The sequence below is a fragment of the Treponema denticola genome (genome assembly GCF_024181645.1).
GTDB classification, from domain to species: Bacteria; Spirochaetota; Spirochaetia; order Treponematales; family Treponemataceae; genus Treponema_B; species Treponema_B denticola_A.
Window position 1 is genome coordinate 2,712,684 of sequence record NZ_CP058624.1, and the last position, 16,872, is coordinate 2,729,555.

At 41.1% G+C, this 16,872-nt stretch carries 15 protein-coding genes; 8 read left to right on the plus strand and 7 right to left on the minus strand.

Features of this window, described 5'->3' with window-relative positions; all coding sequences use genetic code 11:
* Window positions 1-12: 12 nt before the first annotated feature.
* The gene (gene deoD, locus HO345_RS12730) at window positions 13-714 is read left to right on the plus strand and encodes a purine-nucleoside phosphorylase (protein WP_253683227.1); all 702 of its coding nucleotides are present in this window, start codon (window positions 13-15) and stop codon (window positions 712-714) included.
* 15 nt (window positions 715-729) lie between these two features.
* On the opposite strand, the gene HO345_RS12735 is transcribed toward deoD, so the two are convergent.
* From HO345_RS12735 to HO345_RS12760, 6 genes are all read right to left on the minus strand, one after another.
* The gene (locus HO345_RS12735) at window positions 730-957 is read right to left on the minus strand and encodes a NifU family protein (RefSeq protein ID WP_002681558.1); all 228 of its coding nucleotides are present in this window, start codon (window positions 955-957) and stop codon (window positions 730-732) included.
* A gap of 34 nt (window positions 958-991) precedes the next feature.
* Window positions 992-1,369 (minus strand): type II toxin-antitoxin system VapC family toxin, encoded by a 378-nt coding sequence (locus tag HO345_RS12740; RefSeq protein ID WP_010694351.1) that lies wholly within the window; start codon window positions 1,367-1,369, stop codon window positions 992-994.
* Window positions 1,369-1,578 carry a DUF2281 domain-containing protein gene (locus tag HO345_RS12745; RefSeq protein ID WP_010694353.1) on the minus strand — a complete coding sequence of 70 codons (210 nt, stop codon included), beginning with the start codon at window positions 1,576-1,578 and terminating at the stop codon, window positions 1,369-1,371. The genes HO345_RS12740 and HO345_RS12745 overlap by 1 nt, the downstream gene beginning before the upstream one ends.
* A gap of 64 nt (window positions 1,579-1,642) precedes the next feature.
* On the minus strand, window positions 1,643-3,064 hold the full coding sequence (locus HO345_RS12750) for a hypothetical protein (protein WP_366796402.1): 1,422 nt from the start codon (window positions 3,062-3,064) through the stop codon (window positions 1,643-1,645).
* 69 nt (window positions 3,065-3,133) lie between these two features.
* Window positions 3,134-3,907, minus strand: coding sequence for an outer membrane lipoprotein-sorting protein (locus HO345_RS12755; RefSeq protein WP_253683229.1), 774 nt, complete (start codon window positions 3,905-3,907; stop codon window positions 3,134-3,136).
* Window positions 3,904-6,627 carry an efflux RND transporter permease subunit gene (locus HO345_RS12760; protein WP_253683230.1) on the minus strand — a complete coding sequence of 908 codons (2,724 nt, stop codon included), beginning with the start codon at window positions 6,625-6,627 and terminating at the stop codon, window positions 3,904-3,906. The genes HO345_RS12755 and HO345_RS12760 overlap by 4 nt, the downstream gene beginning before the upstream one ends.
* A gap of 411 nt (window positions 6,628-7,038) precedes the next feature.
* Here HO345_RS12760 and ftsH point away from each other — a divergent pair, with 411 nt between their 5' ends.
* On the plus strand, window positions 7,039-9,015 hold the full coding sequence (gene ftsH / locus HO345_RS12765) for an ATP-dependent zinc metalloprotease FtsH (RefSeq protein ID WP_253683231.1): 1,977 nt from the start codon (window positions 7,039-7,041) through the stop codon (window positions 9,013-9,015).
* 196 nt (window positions 9,016-9,211) lie between these two features.
* On the opposite strand, the gene HO345_RS12770 is transcribed toward ftsH, so the two are convergent.
* Window positions 9,212-10,810 carry a neuraminidase gene (locus tag HO345_RS12770; protein ID WP_253683232.1) on the minus strand — a complete coding sequence of 533 codons (1,599 nt, stop codon included), beginning with the start codon at window positions 10,808-10,810 and terminating at the stop codon, window positions 9,212-9,214.
* 136 nt (window positions 10,811-10,946) lie between these two features.
* Here HO345_RS12770 and HO345_RS12775 point away from each other — a divergent pair, with 136 nt between their 5' ends.
* The 6 genes from HO345_RS12775 to HO345_RS12800 all read left to right on the plus strand — a co-directional run bounded on the left by HO345_RS12775 (window position 10,947) and on the right by HO345_RS12800 (window position 16,792).
* Window positions 10,947-11,168 carry a DUF6110 family protein gene (locus HO345_RS12775; RefSeq protein ID WP_253683233.1) on the plus strand — a complete coding sequence of 74 codons (222 nt, stop codon included), beginning with the start codon at window positions 10,947-10,949 and terminating at the stop codon, window positions 11,166-11,168.
* A gap of 20 nt (window positions 11,169-11,188) precedes the next feature.
* Window positions 11,189-13,273, plus strand: a complete 2,085-nt coding sequence (locus HO345_RS12780; RefSeq protein WP_253683234.1) for a heavy metal translocating P-type ATPase — start codon at window positions 11,189-11,191, stop codon at window positions 13,271-13,273.
* A gap of 44 nt (window positions 13,274-13,317) precedes the next feature.
* Complete coding sequence (locus HO345_RS12785; RefSeq protein ID WP_010694388.1) at window positions 13,318-13,632, plus strand: hypothetical protein; 315 nt, start codon at window positions 13,318-13,320, stop codon at window positions 13,630-13,632.
* Between the two features lie 547 nt (window positions 13,633-14,179).
* Window positions 14,180-14,815 (plus strand): hypothetical protein, encoded by a 636-nt coding sequence (locus tag HO345_RS12790; protein ID WP_253683235.1) that lies wholly within the window; start codon window positions 14,180-14,182, stop codon window positions 14,813-14,815.
* A gap of 25 nt (window positions 14,816-14,840) precedes the next feature.
* Window positions 14,841-16,082 (plus strand): imidazolonepropionase, encoded by a 1,242-nt coding sequence (gene hutI, locus HO345_RS12795; protein ID WP_253683236.1) that lies wholly within the window; start codon window positions 14,841-14,843, stop codon window positions 16,080-16,082.
* A gap of 68 nt (window positions 16,083-16,150) precedes the next feature.
* Window positions 16,151-16,792, plus strand: coding sequence for a cyclodeaminase/cyclohydrolase family protein (locus tag HO345_RS12800; RefSeq protein WP_253683237.1), 642 nt, complete (start codon window positions 16,151-16,153; stop codon window positions 16,790-16,792).
* Window positions 16,793-16,872 lie beyond the last annotated feature (80 nt).

The following is a 16,872-nucleotide window of genomic DNA, read 5'->3' on the forward strand; positions in this document are numbered from 1 at the left end:
TGGAGGTAAATAATGAGTGTTCATATAGCTGCAAGACAAGGAGAAATTGCCGATAAAATTCTTCTACCGGGAGATCCTTTGCGGGCGGAATTTGTTGCAAATAATTTTTTAGAAAATCCTCAATGTTATAACAAGGTTAGAGGTATGTTGGGCTTTACGGGAACATACAAGGGCGTAAGGGTTTCTGTTCAGGGAACCGGAATGGGGCAGCCTTCTTTTTCAATCTATGCAAATGAGCTGTTTAACGAGTACGGCGTACAAAAGGCTATCCGTATCGGAACGGCCGGAGCCTTGCAAAAGGATATGGGTTTGCGGGATGTAGTTTTAGCTATGTCTGCCTCTACCGATTCTGGTATCAACACGCACCGCTTTAGGGGCTGTCATTATGCTCCTACGGCCGATTGGAGTTTGCTAAAAAATGCCTATGACCATGCTCAAAAAATGGGAATTAAACCCTTAGTAGGCTCGATTGCCAGCTCTGATGTTTTTTATGATGACCTTGAAACATGGAAGATGTGGGCTGCTTACGGGGTTTTAGCTGTCGAGATGGAAGCTGCAGAGCTTTATACTCTGGCTGCAAAGTATAAGCGTCAAGCCCTTGCCGTTCTTACCATTTCGGATAATATAGTTACACAAGAGCAGACAAGTGCCGAAGAGCGGCAAACTACCTTTAAAACCATGATGGAAATTGCCTTAGAGGCAATAATAGCTTAACCGCTCTAAAAAATTTTACACTGCGACTACCTCGGTAACTTCGGGGAACATGTCCTTAAGCTGTTCTTCAACACCCATTTTAAGAGTGTAGATAGCCATAGGACATGAGCCGCAGGCTCCCTTTAGCTTAACATAAACTTTTCCGGCTTCATCAACCGAATCAAGCTCTATATCTCCGCCGTCAGCCTGTAAATAGGGTCTTACCAAGGCGATGCCTTTTTCTATTTCTTCTTTAACCAACATAATGACCTCCCATTATCTTATTAAATATTTTTAGTTACCAAATAGTTTTTACACTATATTTAGGAATGATTGTATCTTTTGTAATAATTACCAAATTTTCAATTATTGCCTGAGCAATGATCAAACGATCAAAAGGATCGTTATGAATATTTGGCAGTTCTATTATTTTATCAAAATATTTGGGTTGAATTTGTAATATTAAAATATCCTTCTCATGGCATAATTCAGCGATTTTTTCTATAGAGTGTTCAAATTCAAGTTTACCTATACTTTTTTTTATTGCTATTTCCCATAATGAGGCAATACTGACATAAACTTTATTTTCTGTAGTAATTATCTCTAAAGCTTTTTTTGATAGTTGTGGAGAATCTCTTAAAAACCATAGCAATGTATGCGTATCCAGCAGGTACATCAAACATAGTCCTTAAAACATTCCGGAGTTTTATCAAAATCTTCCGCCATATAGAATTTACCTTCAAGGCCTCCGGGGTTTCTGCGTATATTTTTTTGATTTTTTGCGGCTGTATTTTGATATAAAAGGAAATTTACATAATCATAAACAGACTGTTGCTGCTCTAAAGTCAAATTATTTATCTTTTTTTCCAAAGCGATATATGGCATACGTTCCTCCCATAAAATCATTTTAACATATTTCCGGATAAAATACTACAATTTATAAAATTTTCTAAAACTCATAGCCGATGCTCATTTTTATAAAATGATTGTTTTGGTGCCGGCCTAATTTACCGTTTTTTTTGCCGCCGAAAAAGCCCAAGCCTAAATCAAAGTCGATTGTGCCTATCAGCCATGAAAGTTCGGGGTTTATCATAAAATCCGCATCTTCTATTCCTACAAGAGCATTTAGCTTCCATTCAAGGGAGCCTCGTACCAAGGTTTGAGAGATGGAAAAAAGGAGGCGGGTATCGGTTATCGGGCTTCCTTTTTCCGTGTCGAGGCTGAGTTCATCTTGATTTATTCCCGAATTTAAAAGTCTTACGGTTTCGGCAGCTTGAAGTCTCAAGCTTATATTTTTAGGAAGAGCGTATAAAATGCCCAAATTCCATGCAAGGTTCGGGTTGTATATATCGGGATTGTTTCCTTTTAAGTCAGCGGTTATATTTGCAGCAAGTTCGGCCTGTACTGTAAACTGTCCGAACATTGCTTCATAATCTGCCCCGATTTGATGATAGCGGTTGTATGTAAGTTCTGCCTTATCGAAGACTTGTGTAAATTCCGCTTCGGTGGGGGCGGAAGGTTTATGGGCCGATTTAAAATTAGGCTCATGTAAAAAGCCCGTAAAATACTGAAAGCCTAGATCGTGTTTACCGCCGATTGTCAGGCTATAACGCAAGCCTCCTTGGGCATAGTCAAAGGTGTTTGTCTTTGGGGCTTGTTGTGAAAAAAGCTTTTTCTTTGCTTCAACTAAGGTCTTATTGGCAGAAAAAGGCAGAGCTTGCTCAATGTTTGCAAATGTGTTTTTTTCCCATCTGCCGTCTAGGGTAAATTCATCGGCTTCAAAAACCGGAAGATATACAAGCTCAAGCTTCATTTCTTTGGGCAGATAGGCCGAAAGAAAAAAAACCGGAGAGGCTTTTTTAATTTTTTCGGGATAGAATTCGTAGGGCTTGCTGTAGTCCTTGGGGTTTACAATATCCAAAACACTGAAAAAATTAGCTCGTCCCCAGTTTATTTTTTTTATTCCTCCGCCGAAAACTACAGGGCCTGTGAGGGCTTGTACATAGGCTTCATCAATCCATTTAGGAAAAAGAGGATTGGGAAAGAATTCGGCTGTTTCACCCATTCCGATCGCAAGAGTTTTGGCGTTTAAGTTTACCGAGGCATAGGCTTCGGCAAGGGGCGACTTTGCTTCTAAATGGAGACTGCCCCAAAGAGGGAAGGGCGGTTTAAAGTTTTCGGGCTTTTTAAGGACATCAAAGAAAACTTCCGTGCCCGCATAAAACGCACCGCCGAAATCTATGCTGAATACACTTGATTCCGTTCCGCTTTCTTCATTATCAAAACCGAAATCTCCCAAACTGTCATCTTCGCTAAAAATCAATGAACTTATAGAAAGGATAAAAACTAACATAAAGAAAGACTTTTTCATATTGTAAAATACCTTATAGGAGACCTTAACTCAATTTGTGTTTAAGATCTCCCTTAATTTCTAAATAATTTATTTTTTACCGGTTTCCAAGTATTTTTGTGTAAAAACATAATCGGGAATCTTCATACCGTATTCTATTTTTTTTATTGTGATTATGGTTGAGGTATTTGTTTTGACGGTGGACAGTTTTGTTTTATAGGCTGTCATTATTCCGTTTACTTCCTTATAATCGTAAAGCTCAAGAGTTTTTACAAGCTGAGAACCTTGATAAAATTCGGCCTTTAGTAAAAGATTTTTATCCTTTGTGATCCGCATTATGGTTTTTGAATATGTATAATTTTTATCCTTAGGGGTAGATTCTATAAGATAGACAGGCTTTCCGGCATATTCTTCTTCGCCTAAAATTTTAAAATTATCGAGCTTTGTGTCCCTTTCCATAAACGAAATATCGTTATTTGAAAAGTCCGAACCCATAAAGGACTCATCGGCGCTTCCTTGGGCCGATATTTTTTGTACCTTTTTTGTTTGGGCCAAATACATTCTCTGATCCGTGGAGCCGTCGGCTTTTTCAATCATTAAAAACCTTGAGCCCTTATAAGACGGCGGATTTTTTATTTCGACAAGCATTCTTTGTAAACCGTTTTTGTCCAAAGAAGAATATTGAATAATATCCAAGGTGGAAAGGGTTTTTCCGCCTGACTGTATATCCAAGCTTGAGGCAGACCCCATTGAAGATGCCGTGTTTTTTGTCTTTGTTTTAGCTGCAATTTCTTCTGCATTTTGGGCAAATATTAAACTGCAAAATCCGATAGTAAAAATTAAACTTAAAGTAATTTTTTTCATACTTCCTCCGTATCTTTTTCTTCGTTAAAAGGATGTTCGTTTTTGATTTCCTTTATGTCTACAGGTAAAAGTTTTCTTATAAACTTTGGTTTCATTAAATTTAATAAAACCGGAAGAATAGTCAAGCTGCCGAGGGAGCTGGTTATCATTATCAGGGCAATTAAAAAGCCCAGCTCTGAAAGCATGTTAAATTTTGAGAGCATTAAAACTGCAAAACCCGCTCCTACGGAAACGGCATTGAATAAGATAGCCTTTCCCGAACCCAAGAAGGTTAGATACAAAAATTGGCCGCTGCCCTTTGTTTTTAAAAAGCATTTATGATAGGCTGCCAAAAGATGAATTGTATAATCAACTCCTATTCCTATTGCAAAACTTGCAACCATCGCAGTTCCTATGTTTAGCTTTATACCCAATCTGCCCATTATTCCGAAGTTAATCAAGATAGAAAGTGCCAGCGGGATAATTCCAAAAAGACCTGCAAAGGCTGATTTATAATAGACGGAAAGAATCAAAAATACTATAAGAAGAGAAACTCCAACTGAAATCAATTGAGATTCTACTACGAGTTTGTTCAAGGTCTTTTCGACCAATACAAAGCCGCCTGTTTCAGCGATTACATCCTTGGGGAATTTAAGGCTTACAAATTCGTTAATTTCTTCGAGAACCTTGTCCGTATCCTGCTGTCCGACAGTGCGGAGCTGAATATTCACTTTTAGTGTTTTGGGATTTGTATTATTATCTAAAAAACCTTCGGTGTTTTTCCCTAAAAGGATAAGATAGTTTTTCATTATGGCCGAAAGTTCTTCTTGAGAATTTCTGCCGTATTTTTTAGGGTCGGTTGGAATTTCATAGTAGGCAAGTCCCTTGTAGTTTATCTTTTTTCCGAAGTCGTAAACGAGTTTTTCTGCGGAAAGATTTTTTTTGGTTCTTTCTTCCGCAACTTCATTCAGCATAGTCATAATTTCTTCTTGGGTATATTGCTTTTTCTTTGTGCGAATATCTTCTGCAAGTTGATTATTATCTGCCGTTTCCGTTTCAAAGTTTCCGAAGTCTTCAAAGCTGCCGAAATCTTCCGCTGCATTCATAGCCTCATCGGTATTTTGTGTTCCCTTAACAATTCCTTCAGGGGACTCATCGGCATTATATGCCTGATTTAAACGCTTAATTAGGGGAACAATGGAGGTAACCTTGCCTACATCTTCAACTTCTTCTTCCAAAAAAGAAGAAAGATCATCGATAGCTTTTAAAATATCGGGACGTAAAACATCGGAACCGTCTTGGGTCTTTATGACCATTTCAAGAACTTTTGAACCGCCGAAGTGTTTACGCATAAAACGATCGGATTGAATTACTGCGACATCTTTATCAAAGTACTCCATCAAAACATTATCGATAACAAGTTTCTTTACTCCGAATATGGAAAAAATTACTATGAGACCGACAAAAAGAATGACCGAGCGGGAATGTTCTGCAATAAGAACAAAGGTACTTGCAATGCCGCGATCCAAGCGGCTGGTGTTATCTTTTTTATCCGCCCATCGCATTGACGGCTTTTTAGGCCCTCTTAGTATCAATATACCGGGAATTAAGGTTATGGATATTAAAAATGCTGCAGCAACGCCGAAGCTCGAAAAGATACCGAATTCAAAGATGGGGACGACAGAGGTAAAGCAAAAGGAAACAAAGCCTGCAAAGGTCGTAAGAGCGGCCAAAAAAACCGGCCTTATAACCTCGCTTAAGGCCTTGATAACCTGTTCTTTATGTTCTTCCTTTGAGATGGAATCATCTTGTACGACCTCATCATAATAGTGGTTGATAACATGGATGCCGTATGCCGAACCGACTGCAATTAAAATAATCGGTAAAATTGTAGAAAGAATCGATAAGGGAACGTTAAAAAGAGCCATTGCTCCCAAAGCCCATATTACGGAGGTTATGACTGTCAAAAGCGGTAAAAATACACCGGTAAATCTTCTAAAAGAAAGAAATAAAACGCCTAAAACGACAATGATGACCAGAGGAACTAAAAAGCTTAAATCATGGGCGGTTGCTTCATTTACTATCTCGTTAAAAATAGGAGTTCCCGTCAGGTAGATTTTAGAATCCGGAAAATTCCAAGAGTCTGTCAGTTTCATAATCTTACGGCAGGCCGCAATAGTTTCGGGAGAGCCGCTTTCTTCATTCGTTATATTGAGAAAAACAAGGATTTGGGTTGCATGTAAATCTTCAGAAACAAGGCTCCGTTCATACATGTCCCAATTGCGGAGCTTATGTTTAATAGCCTTAATTTCTTCTTCCGTACCCGAAAAATCCGGCGGAATAATGGGTTCGCTTACAATCCCCTCTTCGCCAATATCTATATGGGTTGTATTTGTTATCAAGACCGTGTTTTTTACCAACTCAATTTCTTTTAGTTTTTCATCCAGTTGTCTCACTTCATCTAAAAATTCTTTGTCTATGATGGTAGAAAAACGGCGTTCAATACCTATTAGTATAGGCACATCTTCTCCGAAAATGTCGGCAATTTTTTTTGCACTGATTCTGGACGGATCATTTTTAGGTATAAAACGGAAATTATTATTATCAAAATTCAATCTTATTATTTGAAGAGCAAAAAACAAGGTTATTGCAAGAATCGTTATAAGCATTGATACGGGATGTTTATAAAATTTTTTTGTAGAAAATATCTGTTTAAATGTGAATGTTTTCTCTTTTTTCATAAAGCCCCCCTCGACAAGATTTGTTAATTATATAACCGCCTTATTTTTTTGTCAATACAATGCTTTTTAGGGGGAGAGAACACCCCGTTCCCTTACGGGCTTTTCAAGTCAGAGCAGGGGTTAGCCTTGAAGCTTTGCTGGCTGTACTCTCCCCCTATGACCCCCTCTCTTTTACCTCGAAGCTACGCTGGTTGTACCCGCGCTGCCAAAGGGGATTTCCCCTTTGGAAACCCCGACTTTTTTCAAATTTTACCATTTGTTGCAAACTTTTCGTACAATAATTATGAAAAGGGGGAATTTTTCTATAAAAACGTTTTCCTTAATTAAAATATAAATTTGTTTTCCTATCGACTTTTTCTTATTTTTTATGTATTATAGTAAAATAAATTCGAGATATTAATTGGAGAATGTATGAGTAAAAATAACGACGATAAAAACCAAAACGACCCCTTTAACTTTTTTAATTTCGGACCGGATTCGGACGGAGACGATAAAAAATCACCCAAGAAGCCGTTTTTTTCTTTATGGCTTTTAGCGCCGCTTGTAGTTGTCATTTTTATTTTAGTTAATCAGTTAATGGTTCTCAATAGTTCTGCTCTGATTCCCTTTTCGGAATTTAAGGATAGAATTACATCGGGACAGATAAAAAAGGTTGTTCTAGGCCCGGTTTATTTTACCGGTTATACCAGCATACAGGATGATGATGCTTCAAATACCTCTTTATTTTCATTTTTGTCGGTACAAAAAAATACTAATGAATATGTAACCGTCGGGATATACACCTCGGAATTCTTGCAGCTTTTAGATGACCATCATGTAGTTTATCATGTAAGACCTAAGGAAAGAAGCTATTTTGTTGAACTTCTTTTACAGTGGGTGCTTCCCTTCCTTTTGATATTCCTTGTTTGGCGTGCCATTATGAGGCGGATGACAAAGAGTATGGGCGGCTTGGGCGGAAGCATTTTTTCTCCCGGGCAGGCCAGAAGTGCTGCAATAGACGAGGGAAAGGTTGAAACCCGCTTTAAGGATGTTGCAGGTGTGGATGAAGCTAAAGAAGAATTAATGGAAGTTGTCGACTTCTTAAAATATCCTCAAAAATATACCGAAATAGGCGGAAAGATTCCGCGAGGCGTTCTTTTGGTAGGACCTCCCGGAACGGGAAAAACCCTTCTTGCAAGGGCTGTTGCAGGGGAAGCAGGAGTTCCTTTCTTTAGAATAAGCGGCTCGGACTTTGTCGAAATGTTTGTCGGTGTAGGAGCTTCCCGTGTGCGTGACCTATTCAGGCAGGCCCGTGAAAAAGCTCCCTGTATTATCTTTATAGACGAATTGGATGCTATCGGAAAGTCGCGTCATAATTCTTACAGCTCAAATGATGAACGTGAGCAAACTTTGAACCAGCTCTTAGTTGAAATGGATGGCTTTGACAATAAGACGGGCTTGATTCTTTTGGCTGCCACCAACCGCCCCGACGTTTTGGATCCGGCCTTGTTAAGACCCGGCCGCTTTGACAGGCAGGTCGTGGTTGACCGCCCCGATGTAAAGGGAAGGGAACAGATTCTCAAGCTCCATGCAGAAAATGTAAAACTGGATGCTTCGGCCGATTTGGCTGCGATAGCCCGCATTACGGCAGGCTGTTCAGGTGCCGACCTTGCAAATATTATAAACGAGGCCGCTCTTTTGGCTGTCCGAGGTAAAAGAAAGACCGTCATTATGACTGACTTGGATGAAGCTGTTGAAAAGGCAATGATAGGCTTACAGAAAAAATCCCGCGTAATCCGCGAAGAAGAAAGAAAAGTAATAGCCTACCATGAAACGGGACATGCCATAGTGGGCAGCTTTACCGATGGAGCCGATAAGGTACATAAGGTAACCATCGTTCCCCGCGGAACCTCGACTTTGGGCTATACCTTCCATATTCCCGAAGACGATAAGCACATTGTTACCGAAAAACAGCTTTTGGCCGAGATAGATGTTCTTTTAGGAGGCCGTGCCGCAGAACAAGTAAAATTCAATATGGTTTCTACAGGAGCTGCAAACGATTTAACCCGTGCCACCGATATTGCCCGAAGCCTTATAACCGATTACGGTATGAGTTCTAAATTTAAAAACGTAGCCTTGAGCAAGCGGGGTGCCGGATATCTTGGCGATAATGAACCTAGGATGGTGCGTGAATATGCAGAAACAACCCAGCAATACATCGATGAAGAAATCGCAAAAATAATCAATACCCGCTATGAGGGTGTTGTAAAAATGCTGAACGAAAAGAAGCATCTTTTGGAAAAGATAGCAACAACCCTTTTGGAAAAGGAAACCATAGAAAACGAAGAATTCGATGCGATAATCGCCGAGGAGAAGGCTCCTAAACTTTTTGAAAAAGAAGATGAATAGACGGCAATATTTTAAAAATTCGGCCGCGGAGGTCGATGAGTTCAAAGTGTAATCTTTTGAAAATAGGTGGGGGTGTCCCCGTTGGAAGCGTTGAAAAGGAGATAGAGGGAAACTTGCGTCTGACAAGGGTCTCTCTTTCCCCATATAAAAGCCAGTGGTTTAAGGGGGCACAGCTCCCCTTATAACAATCAGGCAGTTATTCCTTCCAGTACAACTTTTCGTTTTTGTAATATTCTTTTACGCTTGGATCAACGGGCTTGCCTTCCAAATCGGTGTAGGGGCACTGAACTGAACCCGTACCGAGAAAAATAGCTTCATAAGCGCCGTTTGTGATGACATCGATGGGCAGATTTTTGTACGCTATGTCGTAATCAAGCCCCGCTCCACGTGTGTTTCTTTCGTATAAAAAGCCGATACCGCCGTCGCGTTGTACATCCATAGTCGAATAGGCACTGTCTCCGTCTTGCACCAAGTGGCTGTGGCTGTTCCATGCGGAAGCCGAAACAAAATCGTTTACACTTATAGTACCGTTCGTCAGCTCGCGCCAATGGATGGTAACATTTTTGCGATCCGGACCATCGGGAAGCGATTGGAATGCAAGGTAGACCGGCTCTTTTGTATCCGCTTTACGCGCCTTTACAACAAGGATTTCGCCGTTTGTGCCTCTTCCGCTAGGGCCAATGTTTAAAGATCCCGTTGTCCCCCAGTTTCCTTCTCCTGTAGCAGGGTTGCTATATTTAAAGATATTAAACAATCTGCCAGTGCCGAAAGGACCGTTACGGCTGGAAAGTATAACGCTGCCGTCCGGCAGTTCTTCTACCTTTGCTTCATCTCCGTTGGAGATAGGAGAAGTAGATGCATTGCCCAAAAGCTTCCATGTAGAACCGAAGTCGTCGGAATATACGACGGCATTGCCATAGCCTCTGCTTAACAGCGCCGAGTAAATGCGGTAATGGCTGCCGGCTTTAATATAGCGCGATTGCATAATTCTGCCCGAACCGAAAAACAGACTGAACCACGAGGGATTAAACCCGAAAATCGTATTGGAAATATCTTTTTTTTGGGGAAAGGTTTTGCCCCCATCGTGGGAGACATATTTGATAATGTGCAGGTATTTCTTTGGATCTGTCGTTGAATAGTTACCATTTTGATATTGTTTTGTTCCGTGTACACACAATATTAGTACATCATTCGATTCGCGGTCGGCAATGATGGCGGCATCTCCATAGCCGTTCGGATCATCCTTCGGTATCTTTGTGATATTGGTATCGTCCGACCATGTTTTTCCATTATCTTCCGAACGTTTAATCAATAAATCAATACCATGACCGTACCCCAAATCGGTGTTTGCAGTGTAACGTAAATCGGTTACGGCAAGCAGGGTTCCATCTTTTGTTACTGCAAGGGCGGGTATGCGGTAAAAATCGTTAGGATAGGGTGCTGTTTTACTTTGCCATAAATCCTGTACGGCAACGGTTGTGTTTTGTGTCCATTTGGCATACAGCGTCGTGTTTTCGGTAACCTTGTCGGAAGCATTGTTCCACGGGGTGCTGCATGCCGCCTCTTTATACCATCCGCCGAATTCCCAGCCCGAAAATTCGAGGGGCGGGGTTTGAGCAGCAGTCAACAAGCGGCCTTTCGGTACGGTTAAAGCCGCCGGTGTTTTTCCGCGTCCTTGCACATTAAAGGTTACAGTAAAGGCCGGTATTTTTTCATTGTTTATTTTTTGCGGACAGCCAGCCAATAAAACAAGGGCTGCAACAACAAGTAAAAAAATAAATATGGTCTTTTTCATTTTGATAACTCCTTAAAGGGTTAATTTATATAATTATCGACGATAGGTCAAGTTCTTTTAAAAATATGCGGCCTTGTAAATATAATAAAAAAATGATAAAATACGCCCCACAAGGATAGGATTATTGGAGGTATATATGACTAAATGGGGAGCATTTGCACTCGGTGTTGTTGCAGGCGGAGCTGCGGTTCTTTTGGCTAGAGATGCCGGTTTTAAAAAAGCTTGTGCCAAAATAATTGGAGCAGGTTTAAAATTAAAAGACGATGCTGCAGCCTTTGTTGAAACGGTAAAAGAAGACGCTCAAGATATAATGGCAGAAGCTGCATATAACAAAGAAGCCGCTTCGGCAGCAAACTAGCCTGATTTTTTTAAAACTTTATGAACTTTTATATTGCTCACCGCCTTCCGGGGCGTTTGCGTTTAAGATATAGCCGGAAAGGTTTAAGCCGCAAACAAGCCGTTCTTGTAGAAACTCTTGTGTCTTTGCAGGAAGGCATAAGGTCGATAAGTGTAAATCCTGTTTCAGGAAGCATCTTAATTGAATATTCGGGGATAAGCGAAGCCGAAGCTCTTTCTTATATAAAAGCTCTAAATTCTTCTTACCTTGAAAATGAAGAACTATTAGCGAGTGTGGATGAACCGATAGTGAGCGAGAGCTTAACGGTTTCTCTGGGGATGCTGCTTGCGGAATTCTTTATCCGCAGACTCTTACCTATTCCTGTTCGCAGAATATTGGCTCTCTTTTCAATTATGCCCCGTGTAAAAGGCGGAATGAAAGCCTTGAAAGGAGGCAGGCCTTTTTGTGCCGAAACCTTAGATGCAGCGGCTCTTTCTCTTTCCTATGCGACGGGAGACCTAAACACCGCCGGAACCATCGCAATGATGCTTGAAATGGGCGAAATCTTGGAAGACTATACCCGCCGGAAGTCCTATGAAAATTTAACCCGCAGTTTTTTGAATGCAAAAGAAACTGTTCATGTTCTAAAAGACGGAAATGAAACTGAAATTTCCGCCAATCTTCTTCAAGCCGGAGATACGGTTATTCTTAGGATTGGGTCGGTTATTCCCGCAGACGGAACGGTCGTATCGGGCGAGGCTTCCGTTAATCAGGCTTCAATGACCGGAGAAGGCCTTCCCGTGCACAAAGTCTCGGGAGATACTGTTTTTGCTTCTACCGTCGTTGAGGAGGGGGAGATCCATGTATGCGTAAAGGCTTGCGGACGGGAAACCAGAGTGAGCAAAATAGCCGATATGATTGACCGCTCTCAATCTTTAAAGGCGGCTTCACAAATCAAATCCGAAAGAACTGCGGATAAACTTGTTTTTTATAACTTTTTACTTGCAGGCTTGACCTACGCCTTTACCCGTAACTTTGCAAAGGCTGCCTCGACTCTTCTTGTCGACTATTCTTGTGCGATGAAGTTATCAGCTCCTGTCTGCGTGCTTTCAGCTATGAAAAACTGTGCAGAGCACGGTATCACCGTAAAGGGCGGAAAGTTTTTAGAAGATTTTGCCCTGGCCGATACAATCGTATTCGATAAGACGGGAACTCTTACGGAATCCCAACCCTCGGTTAAAAAGATAATTACCTTCGGCGGCCGGCCGGAAAAAGCCGTATTAAAAATAGCGGCCTGTCTTGAAGAGCATTTTCCCCATTCGCTTGCAAGGGCCGTTGTACGGGAAGCTGAAAACAGGGGCATTAAACACAGAGAAGAACATACGAAGGTTTCCTATATTTTAGCCCATGGCCTTAAATCTACTTTAAAAGGAGAGGAGCTGCGTATAGGAAGTGCTCATTTTATATTTGATGATGAGGGTATTCCAAAAACGGAAGAGGCCGAAAAAGCCATTGAAGATTTGTCGAAGAGCGGCTGTTCTCAGTTATATTTATCGATAGGAAAAGAACTTGCCGGTATCATTGCGATAGAAGATCCGGTACGCTCCGAGGCAAAAGAAGTTGTTTCAGAGCTTCACAAACTGGGAATAAAAAATATAATTATGCTTACAGGGGACGGCCCACAAACCGCACGCAGCATAGCCGAAAAGACCGGTATCGACCGTTATCATGCGCAAGCTCTTCCCGACACAAAGGCCGATTTTATTAAAGAGTTAAAAGCGGAGGGTAAAAAAATCGTCATGATAGGCGACGGGATAAATGATTCCCCTGCCCTGTCGGAAGCGGATGTAGGAATTGCAATGGGACAGGCTTCTTCGATAGCAGGAGAAACCGCCGACATTCTTTTACCGGATGACGGGCTAAGGGCCTTACCCATTTTAAGGCGTATAGCAACGGGCTTGATCAAAAGAATCAATGTAAACAATAAGGCTATTATCGGCATTAATTCGGGCTTGATTGCAGGGGAACTTGCGGGCTCAATCCCTCCGGCTACAGCGGCCTTAGTTCATAACGGTTCGACGGTTGCCATAGGTATGTCCGCAATGAGAAGCTATGAGCGGCTATGAGCCGCCCCTCGCCGAATCTATTTAATTGGAGGCCGGATAAAGTAATGACTGTTTCAAGTTTTTTTCCCGGGCATATAAGGCTCAGGGGTGAGATGATAAAAGATAAGGATATTTTTGAAGCTTTTGAAAAGGCCGCTTCTTCTCATAAGGCGGTCAGCAAAATTGAAAGGAATGAAAAGACGGGAAGCCTTTGCATTGAGTATGATGCAAATGCCCTGCCCCTGTCAAAGTTTGAAATCTTTAGAGAAGATTTACCCGAGTTAAAAAAACTTTCCGATGCCTATATTTCGGGCAAGGTAGAAAAAAAAATAATCATCGAAAAGATTTCAAGGCTTTGGGAAAAATTAAAGAACGTATAGAGCACAGTTTTTAAGCCTTGCAATTTCGCCCTTAATGCTTTATACTGTATCCTAATGGAAGGCAACCACATCAACAGCAGTTACAAATAGTCGTACCAAACGTCGAGGTCACTTTTTTGTGGAGTAACGCAGCACTGACAGTTCTTTTGCAAATAGGCGGAGCAGATGCAAGGAGTTAGGCAAAAAAGTACCGCAGGCGTATTAGGTATACGTCGAGGACTGTTTTTTTTGTGAAGTAACGCAGCATTGACAGTACTTTTGAAAATAGGCGAGGTAAGTACAAGGAGTTTAACAAAAGCGAAGCGGAGTCGTACTTGCTGTACGTCGAGGTCACTTTTTTGTGGAGTAACGCAGCACTGACAGCACTTTTGAAAATAGGCGAGGTAAGTACAAGGAGTTTAGCAAAAGCGAAGCGGAGGCGTACTTGCCGTACGTTGAGCATTCGCTTTTGTGTAACGACGCAGTAATTGCCCGCATATTTGCAAAAGCCCTATTGAAAAACATCTTCTTTAATGCTATCCTATCTCCGCTGATTGCGGAGGTAAAAATGAAAAAAATTAAAACCGTTTTTTTTATGACTATTCTTGTATTTATTCTTACAGGATGTGAACTTTTGGATTCTTTAGCCAAAGAAACCGAAATAATTAAACAGATAAAAGATGAAGATCTAAGAGGATATACCATAACATGGCTTATATTTGCAGATGACAGCGATGCCTTAAAATCGGCGGCCTATAAAAAAGCTGCTGCATACTATAAAAAGACTTCTGAAAACGCCGGTCTAAAAGATCAATTTCAAATTATAGTTGTTTCCGACGGTATTGAAAAAGCAATTCGCGAGAAGGTAAAGGAAGCCGGTTTTGATGCGGATTGTTTCCCGCTAAAATGGAACGGCAATGTAAAAAATAAATATAATCCTAACGATAAAAAAAATTATTCCGTCTTTTTCGATAAAAAGGGTAGAGCTCTTTTTAGTATGACGGAAGATTGGAAATTTGAAAATTACGGCGGTCTTGCCGATTATTCTCTTGAAGCTGCAGGTTTAAATAATGTAAATGAATTAAAAAATCCTCTCACCTTTTTTAATACCTTGAATAAAATACAGGAAGACGATATTTTTAAATTTATAAACAATGCCGTAAACTTAAACCTAAAAGATATTTTAAGATATTTTATAAAATAATTTTATTTTTTATGGAGGATTCAAAATGATTTTATTTATAAGTGACAGTATTTTTTCTTCTACGGAAAAAAAGGACGAAAACTTTGATAAGGCCTTTGCCGGCTACATTATTGTAGAAGACGGGCTCATTCAAAAGGTTGGTAAGGGAGAAGCTCCCGAAAGTTTAAAAAGCCAAGCCGAAAAAATAATAGATGCACGTGGAAAGACTATTACGGCAGGACTTGTCGATGCTCACACCCACTTGGTACACGGCGGTTCACGCGAGCATGAGCTTGCAATGAAACTTGCAGGAAAAACTTATCTTGAAATCCACGCAAGCGGCGGCGGTATTTTCAGCACCGTAAGAGCTACCAGAGCAGCTTCAAAAGAAGAGTTAACGCAAAAAGCTTTGACTAGCCTTGACCGAATGCTTATTCACGGTACAACCACCGCCGAATCAAAAAGCGGTTACGGCCTCGACATGGAAACCGAAATTAAATGTCTTGAGATAAATTCTTATCTGAATAAAAATCACCCAATCGATATTGTTTCGACCTATATGGGTGCTCATGCAACTCCGCCCGAATTTAAGGACAACAAGGAAGGCTATATCAAGTTTATGATAGAAGAGGTTATGCCCGAGGTTAAAAAACGCGGTTTAGCGGAATTCTCTGATGCCTTTTGTGAAGACAAGATTTTTTCCGTAGAAGAAACCGAAAGAATAATGAAGGCCGCTGCCGATCTAGGTTTTAAACTGAAACTTCATGCCGACGAGATTATTCCCTTAAAGGGAGCGGAGCTTGCAGCAAAGATGAATGCTCACTCAGCCGAGCACTTGATGGCTATATCCGATGAGGGCATTACGGCTCTTGCAAAATCCGGAACGGTTGCCGTTCTTCTGCCTGCAACTTCATTCTTTTTGATGTCGCCTATTTATGCTCCTGCAAAAAAGATGATTGAAGAAGGCGTAAGGGTCGCCCTTGCAACCGATTACAACCCCGGAAGCAGCCCGACAGAAAACCTGCAAATGGCAATGTGGGCAGCCTGTTACAAGATGAAACTTTTGCCTGCACAAATTTTACGCGGCGTTACAATCAATGCGGCTTATGCGATAGCTCGTGAAAAAACTATAGGCAGCATCGAAGAAGGGAAACAGGCTGACCTTGTTATCTTTGATGCCCCGAATATAGATTTCCTTGTTTATCACTTCGGCGTAAATTCCGCCGCTCAGGTTTGGAAAAAGGGAAAGCTTGTTGCCGAAAAGGGCAGGCCTGTTTACAATAACTAAATTTTTTAGTTGTAATACTTGAAGTTAATTAATTTGAATAAAAATAATTTGAAAATAGGAGATATTTTATGGAATTAGTAAAGATGACGGTAAGTGCCTTTGTTGACGAAACAGCCAGCGATTCACCTGCTCCCGGAGGCGGCTCCGTTTCTGCCTTGGCAGGTTCACTCGCCTCGGCCCTCGGTCAGATGGTTATCCGCTTGACAACAGGAAAAAAAGCCTTTGCTTCTCTTGATGAAAAAACTCAAGAAGAATTTAAGGCCCAGCTCCCGAAATTAGAAAAGGCTCAAAAACGCTTGGTCGAAATCATTGATGAAGACACACAGGCCTTTAACGCCTTTATGGAAGCTCTAAAGCTGCCCAAGGACACCGATGAGCAAAAGGCAAAACGCAGCAAAGCTATGTCCGATGCTACTGTCGTGGCAATGCAGGTTCCGCTTGAAACAGCTAAGACCTGTTTGGATGTACTTCGCTTTTTACCCATTGTTGCTCTTCACGGAAACAAAAATGCCACGTCCGATGCCGGTGTTGCAGCTCTTAATGCCCGCTCCGGTCTGGAAGGTGCTATCTTAAACGTTAAGATAAATCTAGGCGGTATCGATGACGCTCCCCTCTGCGAAAAAACAAGGGCGGAGTGCAATAAGATGCTTGAAGAAGGCGAAAAGCTAAAGACCGAAATTTTAAAAACAATCTATTCTAAGATTGAATAGGTTTAAAGTTTCACGAAATTTAGCTTTAACCTAAATAAAAAAGGCAAGCTTCAAAAAGAAGCCTGCCTTTTTGAAGCAAA

What these genes read in the sequence shown, in the direction of transcription:
- deoD (WP_253683227.1), top strand. Translation starts at nt 13, where the DNA reads ATGAGTGTTCATATAGCTGCAAGACAAGGAGAAATTGCCGATAAAATT.
- HO345_RS12750 (WP_366796402.1), bottom strand. Translation starts at nt 3,064, where the DNA reads ATGAAAAAGTCTTTCTTTATGTTAGTTTTTATCCTTTCTATAAGTTCA.
- HO345_RS12785 (WP_010694388.1), top strand. Translation starts at nt 13,318, where the DNA reads ATGACTGTTTCAAGTTTTTTTCCCGGGCATATAAGGCTCAGGGGTGAG.
- HO345_RS12745 (WP_010694353.1), bottom strand. Translation starts at nt 1,578, where the DNA reads ATGCCATATATCGCTTTGGAAAAAAAGATAAATAATTTGACTTTAGAG.
- hutI (WP_253683236.1), top strand. Translation starts at nt 14,841, where the DNA reads ATGATTTTATTTATAAGTGACAGTATTTTTTCTTCTACGGAAAAAAAG.
- HO345_RS12770 (WP_253683232.1), bottom strand. Translation starts at nt 10,810, where the DNA reads ATGAAAAAGACCATATTTATTTTTTTACTTGTTGTTGCAGCCCTTGTT.
- HO345_RS12780 (WP_253683234.1), top strand. Translation starts at nt 11,189, where the DNA reads ATGAACTTTTATATTGCTCACCGCCTTCCGGGGCGTTTGCGTTTAAGA.
- HO345_RS12735 (WP_002681558.1), bottom strand. Translation starts at nt 957, where the DNA reads ATGTTGGTTAAAGAAGAAATAGAAAAAGGCATCGCCTTGGTAAGACCC.
- HO345_RS12790 (WP_253683235.1), top strand. Translation starts at nt 14,180, where the DNA reads ATGAAAAAAATTAAAACCGTTTTTTTTATGACTATTCTTGTATTTATT.
- HO345_RS12760 (WP_253683230.1), bottom strand. Translation starts at nt 6,627, where the DNA reads ATGAAAAAAGAGAAAACATTCACATTTAAACAGATATTTTCTACAAAA.
- HO345_RS12800 (WP_253683237.1), top strand. Translation starts at nt 16,151, where the DNA reads ATGGAATTAGTAAAGATGACGGTAAGTGCCTTTGTTGACGAAACAGCC.
- HO345_RS12755 (WP_253683229.1), bottom strand. Translation starts at nt 3,907, where the DNA reads ATGAAAAAAATTACTTTAAGTTTAATTTTTACTATCGGATTTTGCAGT.
- HO345_RS12740 (WP_010694351.1), bottom strand. Translation starts at nt 1,369, where the DNA reads ATGTACCTGCTGGATACGCATACATTGCTATGGTTTTTAAGAGATTCT.
- ftsH (WP_253683231.1), top strand. Translation starts at nt 7,039, where the DNA reads ATGAGTAAAAATAACGACGATAAAAACCAAAACGACCCCTTTAACTTT.
- HO345_RS12775 (WP_253683233.1), top strand. Translation starts at nt 10,947, where the DNA reads ATGACTAAATGGGGAGCATTTGCACTCGGTGTTGTTGCAGGCGGAGCT.